Raw genomic sequence first — 15,270 nt, forward strand, 5'->3', positions numbered from 1 at the left:
GCCCGATGCTAGGAGGACCGCCCGCCGCCGCACGACTCCGGACGCGATCCTTAACCCGCCGCTAAGCCGCGTCAGGCGTGGGACAGGGCGAACGCCACCAGGAAGCCGAGGACGGTGATGAGGCCGACCAGCAGGTGGGCGTCCTCGTACGCCTCCGGGACCATGGTGTCGGTGATCATCGCGAGGATCGCGCCGGCCGCGAGCGCCGTGATGCCCGCCAGCAGCGCGGGCGGGGCACCGCCGAGCAGGGCATACCCGGCCAGGGCCGCCGCGCCGGAGACCAGGGCGATCGCCGTCCAGAGCAGGAAGACGTAGCGGCGGCTCCGGCCGGCCTGGCGCATGCCGGCCGCACTGGACATGCCCTCGGGCACGTTGCTGAGGAAGACCGCGAGCACCGTGACCAGGCTGACCGGCCCGCCGGCCAGCAGGCTCGCGCCGATGACCACCGATTCGGGTACGCCGTCCAGCACCGCGCCCACGGCGATGGCGGCACCCGAACCGGGCTGCTCCTGTTCGGAGGGCTGCTCGTCGCCGGAGCGCTTGCGATGCCGCGCCCCGCGCCGGGCCAGCAGGATGTTCGCTCCGGTGTAGGCGAGCGCCCCGAGCGCCGCGCCGATCACCACGGGCCTCAAGCCGCCCTGCTCGTGCGCCTCGGCGATCAGCTCGAAGGAGACCGCCGAGAGCAGCACCCCGGCGCCGAACGCCATGACCGACGCGATGGCGCGCCGGGGCACCCGTGCGAAGAACCCGACGGCCGCCCCGATCAGCAGGGCGGATCCGGCGACCAGCCCCCAGAATCCCGCTTCCAACCACTCCGGCACCCGCAGGACCCTACCCCCGGGCCGAGATCGGAAACCGGCTCAGAAGTCGGCGAACAGGTACGGCAGCTCCCGCGGGAAGATCCGGCGCAGCTCGGCGGCCGCGTCGGCCGGCACCTCGCCGAGCCCGCGCACCGCCACCTCGGCCGGGTCGAGCACCCCGTACGCCAGGGCGGAGAGCCCGGCGGCGGTGAGCCGTGCCGCCGGCACGGTGCCCGCGGCGGCGGTCTCCGCCGGCAGCACCTCCAGCGTGCCCGTGGCGCCGTCGAGCAGGTGGGTGCCGGCGAGCCAGCGGTCGCCGACCAGGTCGACGGTGACCCGGCCGGTGCCGACGGGCCGGCCGGCGAGCGCCTCCAGGCTGAGCAGCCGGGCCATGGGGGCCGGTGAGCCGGGCCGGGACACCCGCGCCTCCACGTGCACGGCGAGGTCGGTGAGCCACAGCTCGGGCAGCTCGTCGGCGGGCAGCTCGACGCTGATCCGGTCGACCTGGTCGACGTGGCGGGCGAAGAACTGGAGCAGCGACGCCCGGGCGTACGGGTCGGCGGCCAGCAGGTCGTCGGCGATCAGCGTGCCGCCGTGGTCGTCGATCCGGTAGGTGACCGCGCCGACCGTCTCGCCGTCCCGGACGGCGGTGAGCAGCCACCGGTCGTCCCGGTCGCGCAGCCCGGCCGCCCGGAAGTCCGGGAAGATCGCGAACCCGTGCCGCTCGCGCAGGCAGCGTTCGGTGTACGCCCGCCACCGCTCGTAGCCGGCGCCGATCCGCTCCCACACCACCTCGCCGGGCAGCTCGGCCCGGAGCAGCGGGGCCAGGTCCGCGGGGGAGAACACCGCGGTACGCCGGCGGGGCAGCCCCACGTAGCCGAAGCGCTCGTAGAACGAGGCGCGGAACGGGTAGAGCGCGGTCAGGGGGTGCCCCTCGTCCCGCATCTCGTCGAGGAGCCGGTCCAGCAGCGCGCGCACGTGCCCGCGCCGGCGGGCCAGCGGGTGGGTGGACACCCCGGCGACGCCGGCCATCGGCAGCACGGCCCCGCGCAGGTTCTGCCGCATCGGGACGGCCGAGACCGCGGCCGTGGTGACCCCGTCCTCCTCGACCACCAGCGTCCGGTTGCCCGCGTTGTACGGCAGGTACTCGCGGAACTCCTCGGTCCGAGACGCCGCCATCGGCGATGCCTCGAAGGCGTACGCCTGGAGGGGGAAGCTGGTGGTCAGGCGTTCCTCGGCGGCCAACCGGCGAATGCGCATCCGTTCATCCCAACGGCACCGGCCCGGTGGCGCAACCCGAATTGAACGGGGTCAGGCCTCGGTGACGTCGGAGACGACCACGGTGACGTTGTCCGGCGCGCCGGCCTGGTGGGCGAGCTTCACCAGTTGCTCGCCGCACTGCTGCCGGTCGCCGTAGGTGCCCAGCGCCGAGGCGATGGCGGCGTCCTCCACGTAGTCGGAGAGACCGTCGCTGCACAGCAGCAGCCGGTCGCCGGCGAACACGGTGAGCACCCCGATGGCCGGCGGCGCGTCCGAGCCCTGCACCGCCCGGGTGACCAGCGACCGCTGCGGGTGGTGGCGGGCCTGGTCGGGGGAGAGCGCGCCCTGGTCGACCAGCGCCTGCACGAAGGTGTCGTCCCGGGTGAGCTGGGTCAACTCGTTGTCGCGTAGCAGGTAGCAGCGGGAGTCGCCGACCTGGGCGAGGACCAGGGTGTCGCCGGCGAGCAGGGCCGCCGTCAGGGTGGTGCCCATGCCGTCGCGGGCCGGGTCGACCGTGATGGCCGCGCGGATGCGCTGGTTGGCGGTGCTCACCACGGCGCGCAGCGCGTCGGCGGCCTCGTCCGGCACGGTCGGCGGGGTGAGCTCGTCCAGGATGCGGATGACGATCTCGCTGGCCACCTCGCCGGCCGGGAGGCCGCCCATGCCGTCGGCCACCGCCACCAGGCGGTCACCGGCGAGGGCGGAGTCCTCGTTGTTGGTCCGGACGAGGCCGACGTCGTTCAGGATGGCCGAGCGGAGGATCAGCGTCATGGGGACAAGCTTGCCAAGAACACCCGCTCCGCGTCTCTACGGACTGCGGGGTCTGCGGAAAGAAATGTCATCGGCTTGCACACGGGGTATGTATCAGGGCTCCACTGTGGCCGGTCGCGGGTAGCGCAGCAGCAGGCTCGCCCGGACCTCCTCGTCGCCCACCGCGGCGTAGCTGTGCGGCACGTCGGAGGCCCAGCGGAGGTATTCCCCCGGGCCGGCGGTGAGCGGGGCGGTCGCCGGGCCGGCCCGGAGCACGCCGGAGAAGACGGTGACGTGTTCGGTGACACCGGCCTGGTGCGCGGGGGAGAGCTGCGCCGGGCCGGGGCTGACCCGCATCCGGTACAGCTCGTAGGTCGCGTCGGTGTCGCTGAAGACCTCCAGCAGGGTCGCTCCCACCGCGGCACCGCGGACGGTCGGCGTCTCGGCCGGCCCGGAGAGCACGGCGGTGAGGGGCACGCCGAGCTGGGCGGTGATCGCGTACAGGGTCTCCAGGGTCGGGTTTCGGGTGCCGTTCTCCAGGCCGGAGAGGGTGGCCTTCCCGACGCCGGCCAGCCGGGCGAGGGTGGACAGGGACATGCCGCGCTCCTCGCGGAGGGCGCGGATCCGCCGGCCGACGGCGTCGGTGGTCCGGTCACCGGCTGGTGGGGCAGCTGCCATGGGGCTATGGTGCTACATCGGCTCGTTCCGTAAACGGAACGGTGGTGAGGGAGGCAAGCATGGCCGGTCGGCTGCAACCCGTTCTGGCCGGCGTGGTGACCGCCCTGGTCGGCTTCGCCAGCTCGTTCACGGTCGTGCTGGCCGGGCTGCGCGCCGTGGGCGCGGACCAGGCCCAGGCCGCCTCCGGCCTGCTCGCCCTCTGCGTCGCCAGCGGCTGCTGCGCCGTCTGGCTCGGCCTGCGGCACCGGCTGCCGCTGGCCATCGCCTGGTCCACCCCGGGCGCCGCGCTGCTCGTCGCCACCGGGCCGGTGCCCGGTGGATGGCCGGCCGCGGTCGGCGCCTTCCTGCTCGCCGGCCTGCTGATCGTCGCGGCCGGGCTCGTCCCCGCGCTCGGCCGGGCCGTCGCCGCGATCCCCGCCCCGATCGCCAGCGCCATGCTCGCCGGGGTGCTGCTGCCGCTCTGCACCGCGCCCGTCCGGGCCCTGGTCGAGGTGCCCCGGCTGGCCGGGCCGGTGGTGCTCGCCTGGCTCCTGCTGCACCGGTTCGCCCGCCGCTGGGCGGTGCCGGGCGCACTCGCCGTGGCGGTGGTGGCGATCGCGCTGACCACCACCGGGCCCGCCCGGATCGACGCCGCGCCGGCCGTCGTGCTGACCGCGCCGGCCTGGACGCTGCCGGCGATCGTCGGGCTGGCCCTGCCGCTCTTCCTCGTCACCATGGCGGCGCAGAACGTGCCGGGGACGGCCGTGCTGGCCGGCTACGGCTACCGCGCCCCGCTGGGCTCGGCGCTGCGGGTGACCGGGCTCGCCACCGTGCTGGGTGCGCCGGCCGGCGGGCACGCCGTGAACCTGGCCGCGATCACCGCCGCGCTGGCGGCCGGCCCGGACGCCCACCCCGACCCGGAGCGTCGCTGGATCGCCTCGGTCACCGCCGGGATCGGCCTGGCGCTGCTCGGCCTGGGCGCCGGCGTGGCGACCGCCCTGGTGCTGCTCTCCCCGCCGGTCCTCGTCGAGGCGGTGGCCGGGCTCGCGCTGCTCGGCGCGCTGGCCGGTGCCGTCGCGGCGGCGGTCGCCCAGCCGGACGCCCGGGAGGCCGCCGTGGTCACCCTCGTGGTCACCGCCTCCGGGGTGAGCCTGCTCGGTGTGGGCGGCGCGTTCTGGGGGCTGGTCGCCGGCTGGCTTATGCTCCTGCTGTTCCGCCGTCGCCCGGCCCCGCCACCGGCGCCCGAGCCGGAACCGCAGCCGGCCGCGCCGGCCCGCGTGGGCTGATCAGGAGGTGCCTTCCGCTTCGACGCCGATCTCCATGATCCGTAGGCGGGCGCCGCTGACGTTCTCCTCGACCATCCGCCGGAGCGCCCGCGCGTCCTCCAGCGTGTCGAGCACGACCAGCACGTGGCTGAGGTCGGAATCGTCGTCGTCCGAGCCCCACCAGCCCCGGACGAAGCCCGGGCTCCGCCGGGTCACCTCGGCCATGTGCGCGAACTGGGCGGCCCGCGCCGCCGCCTCGGTCGGCGTGCCGCCCTGCTCTCCGATCACCATCCACATGCCGCCCACCGTAGGCGGGAAGTCACTCCTCCGGGGGGAGTTCGCCGGCCGGGACGGTGAGGCGTACGCCGTCGTCGGTGACCGCCGCGATCCGGTCGGCCAGCACGTAGACGGCGCCGGTACGGGCCAGTTCGGTGGAGACCTTGAGGTAGCCCTCGCGCAGCAGCCGGGCGGCCAGGTCGGCCGGGACGTCCGGTTCCTCGGCGGCGGCCGACCCGATCAGCTCGTCCAGGCTGCTGCCCGGGTCCACCGGGGCGGGCGCCTGCACGGTCACGGCGGCCGGGTCGCCGCGCTGGACGAGATCCACGGTGCCCACCTCGACGCCGGTGGAGTCGATCACCCGCATGCCGGTGGTGACCCGGGAGACGGTGTCCTGCTGCTGGCTCATACAGGCGCGGTTCCCGGGGCGCGCGGGCGCTAAACGGGCGGGGCCCAGCCGCTCGGTGGGCGGGGGGACAGCTCGCGCCAGCTGTCCGGCCCCTCCAGCAGGGCCCGGACGGTCTCCTCGGCCTCGTCGACGCTGGCGTACTCGTAGAACTGGGAGACCCCCTCGGCGCCGCCGGCGCGCTGCTCGACGTGCCAGCGGTCGCCGTCGACCCGGAGGAAGACGTCCCGCCGGGCCAGCCGCCCCCATTTCCCGTTCCACCAGTGCCTGCGCTGCTCCATGCCCGGACTCTATCGAACATGTGTTCGACACGCGTCGGCCCCCGCGGGATTCCCACGGGGGCCGATCGGCTATGGGTCAGCGCGCGGCCGGGGGCTCCTGCCGGCGGCCGAGCACGTCGTCCAGCGCGCCGCGCTGGCCCGGGGTGGCGTGGTTGCCGGCGAGCAGCGCGTCCCGGATCTCGGTGAGCAGCCGCACCTCTTCGCTGGGGGCCTTCGGCGGCGGCTCCTCGCCGCGCTTGCGCCGCTCGGCGAGCCGGTTCATCGGGTAGACGACCAGGAAGTACAGCGCCGCCGCGGTGAGCAGGAAGGTGATCGCGGCGTTGACGAAGGCCACCCAGTCGAACGGGATGCCCCGGAACTTCGGGGTGGAGCCGCCGATGCCGTCCTCGCTGCCGGTGATCAGCGCGATGAACACCCGGACCAGCGGTTCCAGGAACGACTTGGTGAGCTGGGTGACCACGCCGGTGAAGGCCGCGCCGATGACGACACCGACCGCGAGGTCCACGACGTTGCCGCGCATGATGAAGTCTTTGAAGCCCTTGAGCATCCGCTCTCCCGTGCTGTCCGGATTTCTGTCCGGGACAACCTACGCCCCGGAGGGGGCCTCGAGAAAAGCACCGGCCTCGATCGCCGCCCGGGCCGGGTCGCCGTCCCGGATGGCCGCGACCAGCCGGCCGTGGTCCACGTACCGCTCGGGCTCCAGGGTCTCGCCCATCGCCTGCGCCACGGTGCTGCGCAGCGCGGCGCCGACCGAGGCGTAGAGCTCGGCCAGCATGGCGTTGTGCGCGGCGGCCACGACCGCGGTGTGCAGCGCGGCGTCCGCCTCGACGAACTCACCCACCCGGCCGGAGCGCCAGGCGGCCTCCCGGGCGGCGAGCGCGCCGTCGAGCGCCGCCAGGTCATCCGGGGTACGCCGCAGCGCGGCGAGCCGGGCCGCCTCCACCTCGAAGGCGCGCCGGACCTCGATCACCTCGGCCATCCGGTCGTCGGTGAGCCGGCGGGCCACCACCGGGGCCAGCTCGTCGGTCGACACCACGTAGGTGCCGGAGCCCTGCCGGCACTCCAGCACCCCGGCGTGCACCAGCGCCCGGACCGCCTCGCGGACCGTGTTCCGCCCGACGCCGAGCGCGGCGACGAGCTGCGGCTCGGTGGGGATCTTCCCGCCCACCGGCCACTCGCCGCCGAGGATCCGGGCCCGGAGCTGCTCGATCGTCTGGCGCACGCGGTGGCCGCGCGGCGGCACGGCGACGGAATCGACGGCGGGTGTCACCGGTTACACCTCCTGCCGAAATTCATCCCATGATTGTAGGTTCGAGGTCATGACCCCGCCACCCCCGCCCACCGCGGCCGCCGTCACCGACGCGCCCACCACCGACGTGACCCCCGGGCCGGCCCCGGCCGCCGCACCCGTGCCGCAGACCACCCCGGTCCGCGGCGGGCTGCTGGTCCTGGTCGGCATGCTGCTGGTCGCCGTCAACCTGCGCGCCGCGGTGACCAGCCTGGGTGCCCTGCTCGACGAGATCCGCGACGGGCTGGGCCTCTCCGGCGCGATGGCCGGCCTGGTCACCACGCTGCCCACCATCGCCTTCGCCGGGCTCGGCGCGCTCACCCCGTGGCTGGTCCGCCGCTGGCCCGCCGCCCGGGTGCTGGTGGTGGCCATGCTCGCCCTGACCGTCGGGCAGGTGCTCCGCGTGGTCACCGGCTCGGCGGCGGTCTTCGTGCTCACCAGCGCGCTCGCGCTGGCCGGCATCGCGGTCGCGAACATCCTGCTGCCGATGCTGGTCAAGCAGCACTTCCCGCACCGCACCGGGCTGGTCACCGGGGCGTACACCATGGCCCTGACGGTGGGCACGACGGTGGCGGCCGCCTCGGCGGTGCCGATCGCCCACGCCTTCGGCTCGTGGCGGGCCGGGCTCGGCGTCTGGGCCGGGCTGGCCGCGGTGGCCGTACTCCCGTGGGTGCCGTTGGCGCTGCGGACCCGGGCCGCGCGACGCGCGGCGAGCCCCGCGGCGGCCGCCGCCGGGCCGGCGCGGGTGCGGCCGGCGCGGACCCGGCTCGGCTGGGCCATGGCGGTGTACTTCGGGGCGCAGTCGCTCAGCGGGTACGCGATCATGGGCTGGCTGGCTCAGCTCTTCCGGGACGCCGGCTACGCGCCGGAGGCGGCCGGCCTGCTGCTCGCCGGGGTGACCGCGCTCGGCGTGCCGGTGGCGCTCATGATGCCGGCCCTGGCCGGCCGACTGCCCACGCTGCGCCCGCTGGTCCTGTCGCTGACCGCGTTCTCGACGGCCGCCTACGTCGGCCTGGCGCTCGCGCCGCACGGCCTCGCGCCGCTCTGGGTGCTGCTGCTGGCCTTCGGTCAGGGCGCGTTCCCGCTGATCCTCACCACGATCGGGCTGCGCGCCCGGACCGCCGAGGGCACCGTCGCGCTCTCCGCCTTCGCGCAGAGCACCGGCTACGTCATCGCCGCGCTCGGCCCGCTGCTGGTCGGCATCCTCTACGAGGCGACCGGGGGCTGGACCGCGCCGATCGGGTTCCTGCTGGTGGCGCTGGCCGTGCAGACGGCGGCGGGCATCGTGATCGCTCGTCCCCGCTACATCGAGGACGAGCGCTGAGGAGGAACGGTCAGGAGGAGGCCGGCGTGGGGTCGCCCGCCACGGCCTGCTCCACCGTCGGATAGGTGTGCAGCACCTCGACCAGGCCGCTCACCTCGAGGATGCGGAGCACGCCGCGCTGCGGGGCGGCCAACCGGACCACGCCGCCGGCCTCGTCGCAGCTGTTCTTGGCGCGCACGAACACCGACAGCCCGGTGGAGTCGCAGAACGACACCTCGGCCAGGTCGAACACGAGGCGGTTGCGCCCCTTGTCCAGCAGGTCCGTGATCTGGTCCTGGAGCTGCGGTGCCGTCGCCATGTCCAGCTCGCCCGCGACCGACACGACGACCACGTCGCCGCGCTGTTCCGTGTGCACCGTCAGGGACATTCGCCGACCTCCTGTGTTCGGTGGAACCGTATCCCACGAAGCTGGCAACGTGCAGAACGGGAGCGGAGAAGGGTGCCGACGATCATTCCTTTGCTCTGCGGCAACTAGTGCCGCAGGCCCCGGTGATAGAGTCCGCCCGTCCAAAGTTCAGGGAGGTCAAGATGGCGTTGAGCGCCGAACAGAGTGGTCGGCTCGCCCGCCTGCTGACTGAGCACGCCGACCGGCTGATCGTGCGCTGGACGGAGATCGTGGCCGGCTCGCTGCGCGGCCGGCTCAGCCAGGCGGAACTGTCCCGGCAGGGGCGGGAGTTGCACCGCAGCATCGTCGACGCCGGGCAGCACGGTCTCACCGACCTTGCCGACGAGCACGGCGGCGAGTTGCGGGCCGTGCTGGCCGAACTCTCCGCGAGCCGGGCCCGGCAGGGCTTCAGCGCCACCGAGACCGCGATCAGCGTGTTCGCGCTCAAGGACGCGCTGCTGGAGCTGATGGAGGAGAGCAAGGACGCGGACACCCTCCGCGACTTCGTCGCCTACTCCGCCCTCGTCGACCAGATGGGGCTGTTCACCTTCGAGAGCTTCGTACGCACCCGCGAGGGCCTGATCGCCGACCAGGCCGAGCAGCTGCTGGAGCTGTCCACCCCGGTGGTGAAACTGTGGGAGGGCGTGGTCGCCGTCCCGCTGGTCGGCACCCTCGACTCGGCCCGCGCCCAGGTGGTGATGGAGCGGCTGCTCCAGACGCTGGTCGACACCGGCTCGCCGTACGCGATCATCGACATCACCGGCGTGCCGGCGGTGGACACCCAGGTCGCCCAGCACATCCTCAAGACCGTGGTGGCCGCCCGGCTGATGGGCGCCGACTGCATCATCTCCGGCATCCGGCCGCAGATCGCCCAGACGATCGTCGCCCTCGGCATCGAGTTCGGTGACATCGCCACCAAGGCGAGCCTGGCCGACGCGCTGCGCCACGTGCTGCGCCTGACCGGCGTCGAGACCACCTCCCGCCGCGCACGTCGGGAGTCCTGATGGAGCGGGTGCCGATCCTCAAGATCGGTGACATCCTGCTGGTCTCCATCCAGGTCGACATGTCCGACCAGACGGCGGTCCAGCTCCAGGAGGACCTGGCCGAGCGGATCGTCGCCACCGGCTGCCACGGCGTGATCATCGACATCACGGCGCTGGACATCGTCGACTCCTTCGTCGGCCGCATGCTCTCCACCATCGCGTCCATCTCCAAGGTGCTGGACGCCGAGACGGTCGTGGTCGGGATGCGTCCCGCCGTCGCCATCACCCTGGTCGAGCTCGGGCTGTCGCTCAACGGCATCCGTACCGCGCTGAACGTCGAGCGCGGCATGGAGCTGGTCGCGGCGAGCCGGGCCGACGAGTGGGACGAGGCGGACGTCGACGAGGACGCCGAGACGACGGCCACGTCATGACCTCCGGCGTCGACCTGGGGGTGCCGGCGACCCAGGCGATCCGCAGCGACGAGGACGTGGTCCGGGTGCGGCAGCTGGTACGCACCACCGCCGTCGCGACCCGGCTCTCGCTGGTCGACCAGACCAAGCTGGTCACCGCCGCCAGCGAGCTGGCCCGCAACACGCTGATCTACGGCGGCGGGGGCAGCGCCGAGGTGACCACCGTGGAGGACGGCCGCCGCCGCGGCGTCCGCATCGTCTTCGCCGACCAGGGGCCGGGCATCCCCGACCTCGACGCGGCCTTCACCGACGGCTTCACCACCGGCGGCGGGCTCGGCCTGGGGCTCAGCGGGGCCCGTCGGCTGGTCGACGACTTCGACATCTGGACCGCCGTGGGTGAGGGCACCCGGATCACCGTCACCAAGTGGTCCCGATGAACGCCGACGTGGTCGCCGACCACGGTCTCTGGTTCCGGGTGGAGAGCGGCGCCACGGCGAGCAGCGTGCGGCGGGCCGCCGAGCGGCTCGGCCGGCAGGTGGAACTCTCCGAGCCGCGCGTCGCCGATCTGGCCATCGTCACCGCCGAGATCACCAGCAACCTGGTGAAGCACGCCCAGGAGGGCGCCCTGCTGCTCCGCCCGGTGCGCCGGGGCGGGCGGGCCGGCGTGGAACTGGTCGCCATCGACTCCGGCCCGGGCATGGCCGACCTCGCGCTCTCCTCGGCCGACGGGCACTCCACCACCGGCACCCTCGGCATCGGCCTCGGCGCCATCGTCCGGCAGGCGAGCCGGTTCGACGGCTACTCGCTGCCCGGCCGGGGCACCGTGCTGACCGTCCAGGTCTGGGACGGTGCGGTCCCCGAGCCGGACTGGGCCGGTGCGCTGGCCCGGCCGATCACCGGCGAGCAGGTCACCGGCGACGGGTACGCGGTGCGGGTGACCGACGGCCGGCGGCAGGTGCTGGTCTGCGACGGCCTGGGACACGGTCCGTTGGCCGCCGCCGCGACCGGTGCCGCGCTGGCCGCGTTCCGGGCCGCGCCCGCCGGCTCGCCGGGCAGCGTGGTGCAGCACCTGCACCGCTCCATCGCACACACCCGCGGCGCCGCGCTGGCGGTCGCCGAACCGGATCCCGTGTCGGGCTTGCTGCGGTACGCCGGGCTGGGCAACATCGCAGCCATGATCGTGGCCGCGGGCGAGCGGCGGCGGGGCCTCGTCTCGCTGCCCGGCATCGCCGGACACCAGCGCCCCTCGGTGCGGGAGTACGACTACCCGTTCCCGTCCGGGGCGACCCTGGTCATGCACAGCGACGGCGTGGTGGACCGCTGGGACCTGGCCGACTACCCCGGCCTCACCGGCCGCGCGCCGCTGCTGGTCGCCGCCACCCTGCTGCGTGACGCCGGTATCCGCCGCGACGACGCCTGCGTCCTGGTCGCCCGGGCCGAGTCATGACCCGCCCCGACGGCCCGGACCCGCTGCTGCAGATGGCGCTCCGGGTGGAGCACGACATCTTCCTGGTCCGGCAGCGCGGCCGGGAGGTGGCCGCCGCGGTCGGGCTGGAGCACCAGGACCAGGTACGCCTGGCCACCGCGCTCAGCGAGGTGGCCCGGGACCTGCTGCGCGCGGTCGACGGCGCGGACGTCACCTTCACGGTCGTCCTCGACACCCACACCGGCCAGCGGGTGCTCCGGGTCGACCTGGCGCCGGTGCGCCCGCTGCCCGGCGGCCGGTACGAGCCGCAGTCCGGCGCGGTGGCGCGGCTGGTGGACATGCTGGGCGTGGCGACCCACGAGGGCGATACGGTCGTGAGGATGTCCCGACGAATTCCGGCAACCGCGTCACCGCTCACGCCGGAGCGCCTCGCCCAGCTCCGCGCCGAGCTGGCTACCAGCGCTCCGGGCACCGCGCTGGACGAGCTGGCCGCGCAGAACGCGCAGCTCATCGCCGCCCTCGACGAGGTGCGCAGCCATCGCGACGAGCTGGAGGTGCTCAACTCCGAGCTCCAGGAGACCAACCGGGGCGTGATGGCGCTCTACAACCAGCTCACCGAGGAGCTGGAGGAGACCAACCGCGGTGTGGTGGCGCTCTACGCCGAGCTCGACGAGAAGTCCGCCCAGCTCCGCGCCGCGAGCGAGTCGAAGAGCCGGTTCCTGGCCAACGTGAGCCACGAGCTGCGCGCCCCGGTGACCGCGGTCATCGGGCTGGCCCGCCTGCTCGCCGACTCCGCCTCCGACCCGCTCACCGGCGAGCAGGCCCGGCAGGTGGGGCTGATCCGGTCGTCCGCGGCCGACCTGCTCGGCCTGGTCAACGAGCTGCTCGACCTGGCCAAGGCCGAGTCCGGCCGGCTCGAACCCAACTGGGCCGAGGTGGACCTGCGCGGGCTCTTCGGGCAGCTCCGCGGCACGCTGCGGGCGCTGGCCACCCGGCCCGAGGTGGAGCTGGTGGTGGAGGAGCCGCCGGCGCCCGTGACCCTCCGCTCGGACGAGGTGCTGCTCGCCCAGGTGCTGCGCAATCTCCTGCACAACGGTCTCAAGTTCACCGAGCGGGGTGAGGTGCGGCTGCGGGCGGAACGCCGGGGCGACCTCTGGGCGCTGTCGGTCACCGACACCGGTGCGGGCATCCCGCCGGAGCTGCACGAGCGGATCTTCGAGGAGTTCTACCAGGTGCCGGGCGCGACCCGGGTCGGCGGCACCGGCCTCGGCCTGCCGTACGCGCGGCGGCTCGTCACGCTACTGGGCGGAACGCTCGAGCTGGCCAGCCAACCGGGCCGGGGCAGTACCTTCACCGTGGTCCTTCCCGTGGGCGGAGCGTGACGGTGGAGGGCGGCCCGGCGACCGTGCTGGTGGTCGACGACAGCGGTCCGAAGCGGTACCTGCTGGTGAACTGGCTGACCCGGGCGGGCTTCACCACCCTGGAGGCGCAGAACGGCGCCGAGGCGCTGGACCGGGTGCGCAAGGACCGGATCGACCTCGTGGTGCTCGACGTCCGGCTGCCGGACATGAGCGGCTTCGAGGTCTGCGAGCTGATCAAGGACTTCCGCCCGTCGACCCCGGTCATCCACGTCTCGGCACACGCCGTGGACGTGGTGGACCGGGCGCACGGGCTGACCCGGGGCGCCGACGCGTACCTGGCCGAGCCGATCGAGCCGGAGGAACTGGTCGCCACCGCGCACGCGGTGCTCCGCTACTACCAGGCCCGGCAGCGGGCCGAACTGCTCGCCGAGCGGCTCGCCGCGCTGGCCGACGCCACCGTCGAGATGCACGCCGCGCCGAACTTCGTCCGCCTGCTGGAGAAGGCGACGGCCGGTGCGGCGCGGATCTTCAAGAGCCCGGCGGCCGTCGTCGCCGAGACGTTCGACGGGGACTGCCTGGCGGGCGTGACCGTCGGGCCGGAGGCGCCGCCGGTGATCGTGCCGTGGACGGTGGACGACACCGGCCAGCCGATCGGCACCCGGGTCCGGGTCGACGAACCGGACGCGTGGGACCTGACCGCCTGGCCCGACGGCGACACGGTGACCGTGGCCGCGACCCGGCTGCGCGAGGACCGCGCCCCGCTCTACGTGGTGGTGCCGACCGCCACCCAGACCGTGCGCACCCCCGTGCTGGTGCAGCTCGCGCAGGCGGTCGCGTCGGCCGTCGAGGCCCAGCGCTCCTTCGACCAGGAGCACCGCATCGCGGTGACCCTCCAGCGCAGCCTGCTGCCCCGCCGGCTGCCCGACGTCGCCGGTCTCGACCTGGCCGTCCGCTACGAGCCGGCGAGCTCGCAGACCGAGGTGGGCGGCGACTTCTACGAGCTGGTGGTGCTCGACGGTCAGCTGCTGGTGGCGATCGGCGACGTGGCCGGGCACTCCCTGCACGCCGCCACGGTGATGGCCGAGCTGCGGCACGCGGTGCGCGCGTACGCGGTCGAGGGGCATCCGCCGGGGGTGATCCTGGACCGGGTCAACGAGCTGATGCGTACCCTCCTGCCGACCGAGCTGGCCACCCTCTGCGTGCTGCTGCTCGACCCGGGCAGCGGGCTGATCCGCCTGGCCAGCGCCGGGCACCTGCCCGCCCTCATCAGCAACGACGGGCGGATCGAGTTCGTGCAGCAGTCCGCCGCGCTGCTCGGGGTGCGCGCGCCCCGCCCGCCGGACCTGGAGTTCGTGCTGCCGGCCGGGGCCACGCTGGTCCTCTACACCGACGGGCTGATCGAACGGCGGGACGCCACCATCGACGAGGGCATGGCGGCGCTCGGCGTGGTCGCCACCCGGGTGGACGCCGACCTCGACCAGTTCTGCCAGCGGCTGCTGGTCGAGCTCGCCCCGCCGGAGATCCAGGACGACGTCGCGGTGGTCGCCGTCCGCCGCCGCTGAGCCGTCACCCGCCGCGCGAATCGGCCAGCGAGCGGGCGTACGCCGCCGGCGACACCCCGGCCACCGCGGTGAACTCGCGGACCAGGTGGGCCTGGTCGGCGTACCCCAGGTCGGCGGCGACCCGCGACCAGTCCAGCGGCCCGGCGGCGGCCTGCTCGATCGCCTCCTGGAGCCGATAGCGGCGGATGACCCACTTCGGACCGACGCCCACCTGGTCCAGGAACAGCCGCTGGAGGCGCCGGGTGGAGGTCCCGTGCCGCCGGGCGAAGTCGTCGACGCGCAGGACGCTCCGGTCGGCGCGGATCTCCTCGACCAGGGCGGTGGCCTCGGCGGCGAGCGGGTCCGGCACCGGCTGCCAGGCGGTGAGCAGCTCGTCGAGCCGGCGGCACCGCTCGTCGTCGGAACCGGGGCAGACCGGCCCGGCGGCGAACGGCGTGCCGGTGAGCGGTGACCCCGCGGGCAGCGGGAGGCGCCGGCCGGTCAGCTCGGAGACCGGGCGGGGCCAGAAGGGGCGGAAGCCGCCCGGCCGGAACTGCACGCCGGTGACCCGGCCGGTGCCGTGCAGGGTGACGGTGAACAGCCCGGTGTCCACGCCGGCGATCTCGCCGTGCTCCGCCTCGACCTCCCGGGCCTGGAACACCAGGTTGACCGCCGGGTGCGGGACGATCCGCTGGTCGAACGGGTCGGTCAGCGCCCAGTCGATCAGCCAGTAGTGCTCCACCCAGGGGCGCAGCGCCGGTGCGGGCAGCCGGCGTCGGAAGTGGACCCGCCGCCGGAGCCGACCGGGGTCGAGGATGCCCCGGTTGTCCCGCCGCGGTTCGTGTCGCATTTCTTCA

General features: G+C 74.4%; 19 protein-coding genes. 8 read left to right on the forward strand and 11 right to left on the reverse strand.

Annotated features, from left to right (window positions below; all coding sequences use genetic code 11):
- Positions 1 to 71 precede the first annotated feature (71 nt).
- The 4 genes from GCE86_RS26905 to GCE86_RS26920 form a co-directional block, all read right to left on the reverse strand.
- Complete coding sequence (locus GCE86_RS26905) at positions 72 to 821, reverse strand: ZIP family metal transporter (RefSeq protein WP_154229488.1); 750 nt, start codon at positions 819 to 821, stop codon at positions 72 to 74.
- Between the two features lie 39 nt (positions 822 to 860).
- Positions 861 to 2,060 (reverse strand): GNAT family N-acetyltransferase, encoded by a 1,200-nt coding sequence (locus GCE86_RS26910; RefSeq protein ID WP_154229489.1) that lies wholly within the window; start codon positions 2,058 to 2,060, stop codon positions 861 to 863.
- Between the two features lie 51 nt (positions 2,061 to 2,111).
- Positions 2,112 to 2,831 (reverse strand): PP2C family protein-serine/threonine phosphatase, encoded by a 720-nt coding sequence (locus GCE86_RS26915; protein WP_154229490.1) that lies wholly within the window; start codon positions 2,829 to 2,831, stop codon positions 2,112 to 2,114.
- A gap of 93 nt (positions 2,832 to 2,924) precedes the next feature.
- Positions 2,925 to 3,488, reverse strand: coding sequence for a helix-turn-helix domain-containing protein (locus GCE86_RS26920; protein ID WP_154229491.1), 564 nt, complete (start codon positions 3,486 to 3,488; stop codon positions 2,925 to 2,927).
- 59 nt (positions 3,489 to 3,547) lie between these two features.
- Here GCE86_RS26920 and GCE86_RS26925 point away from each other — a divergent pair, with 59 nt between their 5' ends.
- A complete protein-coding gene (locus tag GCE86_RS26925) occupies positions 3,548 to 4,753 on the forward strand; it encodes a benzoate/H(+) symporter BenE family transporter (protein ID WP_154229492.1) in 1,206 nt (401 codons plus the stop codon).
- On the opposite strand, the gene GCE86_RS26930 is transcribed toward GCE86_RS26925, so the two are convergent.
- From GCE86_RS26930 to GCE86_RS26950, 5 genes are all read right to left on the reverse strand, one after another.
- A complete protein-coding gene (locus tag GCE86_RS26930) occupies positions 4,754 to 5,029 on the reverse strand; it encodes a hypothetical protein (RefSeq protein ID WP_154229493.1) in 276 nt (91 codons plus the stop codon).
- Between the two features lie 22 nt (positions 5,030 to 5,051).
- Positions 5,052 to 5,417, reverse strand: a complete 366-nt coding sequence (locus GCE86_RS26935) for a hypothetical protein (protein WP_154229494.1) — start codon at positions 5,415 to 5,417, stop codon at positions 5,052 to 5,054.
- A 29-nt stretch (positions 5,418 to 5,446) separates the two neighbouring features.
- Positions 5,447 to 5,695: a hypothetical protein gene (locus GCE86_RS26940; RefSeq protein ID WP_154229495.1), complete on the reverse strand. Its 249-nt coding sequence runs from the start codon at positions 5,693 to 5,695 to the stop codon at positions 5,447 to 5,449.
- A 76-nt stretch (positions 5,696 to 5,771) separates the two neighbouring features.
- A complete protein-coding gene (gene mscL, locus GCE86_RS26945; protein WP_154229496.1) occupies positions 5,772 to 6,242 on the reverse strand; it encodes a large conductance mechanosensitive channel protein MscL in 471 nt (156 codons plus the stop codon).
- 39 nt (positions 6,243 to 6,281) lie between these two features.
- On the reverse strand, positions 6,282 to 6,965 hold the full coding sequence (locus GCE86_RS26950) for a FadR/GntR family transcriptional regulator (protein ID WP_154229497.1): 684 nt from the start codon (positions 6,963 to 6,965) through the stop codon (positions 6,282 to 6,284).
- A gap of 49 nt (positions 6,966 to 7,014) precedes the next feature.
- Here GCE86_RS26950 and GCE86_RS26955 point away from each other — a divergent pair, with 49 nt between their 5' ends.
- Positions 7,015 to 8,307: an MFS transporter gene (locus GCE86_RS26955; protein WP_239542171.1), complete on the forward strand. Its 1,293-nt coding sequence runs from the start codon at positions 7,015 to 7,017 to the stop codon at positions 8,305 to 8,307.
- 10 nt (positions 8,308 to 8,317) lie between these two features.
- On the opposite strand, the gene GCE86_RS26960 is transcribed toward GCE86_RS26955, so the two are convergent.
- Positions 8,318 to 8,674, reverse strand: a complete 357-nt coding sequence (locus GCE86_RS26960; RefSeq protein ID WP_091315546.1) for an STAS domain-containing protein — start codon at positions 8,672 to 8,674, stop codon at positions 8,318 to 8,320.
- 161 nt (positions 8,675 to 8,835) lie between these two features.
- On the opposite strand from GCE86_RS26960, the gene GCE86_RS26965 reads away from it, so the two are divergent.
- Genes GCE86_RS26965 through GCE86_RS26990 form a run of 6 tightly spaced genes read left to right on the forward strand, consistent with a single transcriptional unit; the run spans position 8,836 to position 14,434 of the window.
- On the forward strand, positions 8,836 to 9,696 hold the full coding sequence (locus GCE86_RS26965) for an STAS domain-containing protein (protein WP_154229498.1): 861 nt from the start codon (positions 8,836 to 8,838) through the stop codon (positions 9,694 to 9,696).
- Complete coding sequence (locus tag GCE86_RS26970; protein ID WP_154229499.1) at positions 9,696 to 10,106, forward strand: STAS domain-containing protein; 411 nt, start codon at positions 9,696 to 9,698, stop codon at positions 10,104 to 10,106. Before GCE86_RS26965 ends, GCE86_RS26970 begins: the two co-directional genes overlap by 1 nt.
- Entirely contained in the window at positions 10,103 to 10,522 is a 420-nt protein-coding gene (locus tag GCE86_RS26975; protein WP_154229500.1) for an ATP-binding protein, read from the forward strand. Before GCE86_RS26970 ends, GCE86_RS26975 begins: the two co-directional genes overlap by 4 nt.
- Positions 10,519 to 11,532 (forward strand): SpoIIE family protein phosphatase, encoded by a 1,014-nt coding sequence (locus GCE86_RS26980; RefSeq protein WP_154230692.1) that lies wholly within the window; start codon positions 10,519 to 10,521, stop codon positions 11,530 to 11,532. The genes GCE86_RS26975 and GCE86_RS26980 overlap by 4 nt, the downstream gene beginning before the upstream one ends.
- Positions 11,529 to 12,893, forward strand: a complete 1,365-nt coding sequence (locus GCE86_RS26985) for a sensor histidine kinase (protein WP_154229501.1) — start codon at positions 11,529 to 11,531, stop codon at positions 12,891 to 12,893. Before GCE86_RS26980 ends, GCE86_RS26985 begins: the two co-directional genes overlap by 4 nt.
- A 2-nt stretch (positions 12,894 to 12,895) precedes the next feature.
- Entirely contained in the window at positions 12,896 to 14,434 is a 1,539-nt protein-coding gene (locus tag GCE86_RS26990; protein ID WP_154230693.1) for a SpoIIE family protein phosphatase, read from the forward strand.
- A gap of 4 nt (positions 14,435 to 14,438) precedes the next feature.
- On the opposite strand, the gene GCE86_RS26995 is transcribed toward GCE86_RS26990, so the two are convergent.
- Positions 14,439 to 15,263: a helix-turn-helix domain-containing protein gene (locus GCE86_RS26995; protein ID WP_154229502.1), complete on the reverse strand. Its 825-nt coding sequence runs from the start codon at positions 15,261 to 15,263 to the stop codon at positions 14,439 to 14,441.
- Between the last annotated feature and the right edge of the window lie 7 nt (positions 15,264 to 15,270).

Source organism: Micromonospora terminaliae (assembly GCF_009671205.1).
Taxonomy (GTDB): Bacteria; Actinomycetota; Actinomycetes; order Mycobacteriales; family Micromonosporaceae; genus Micromonospora; species Micromonospora terminaliae.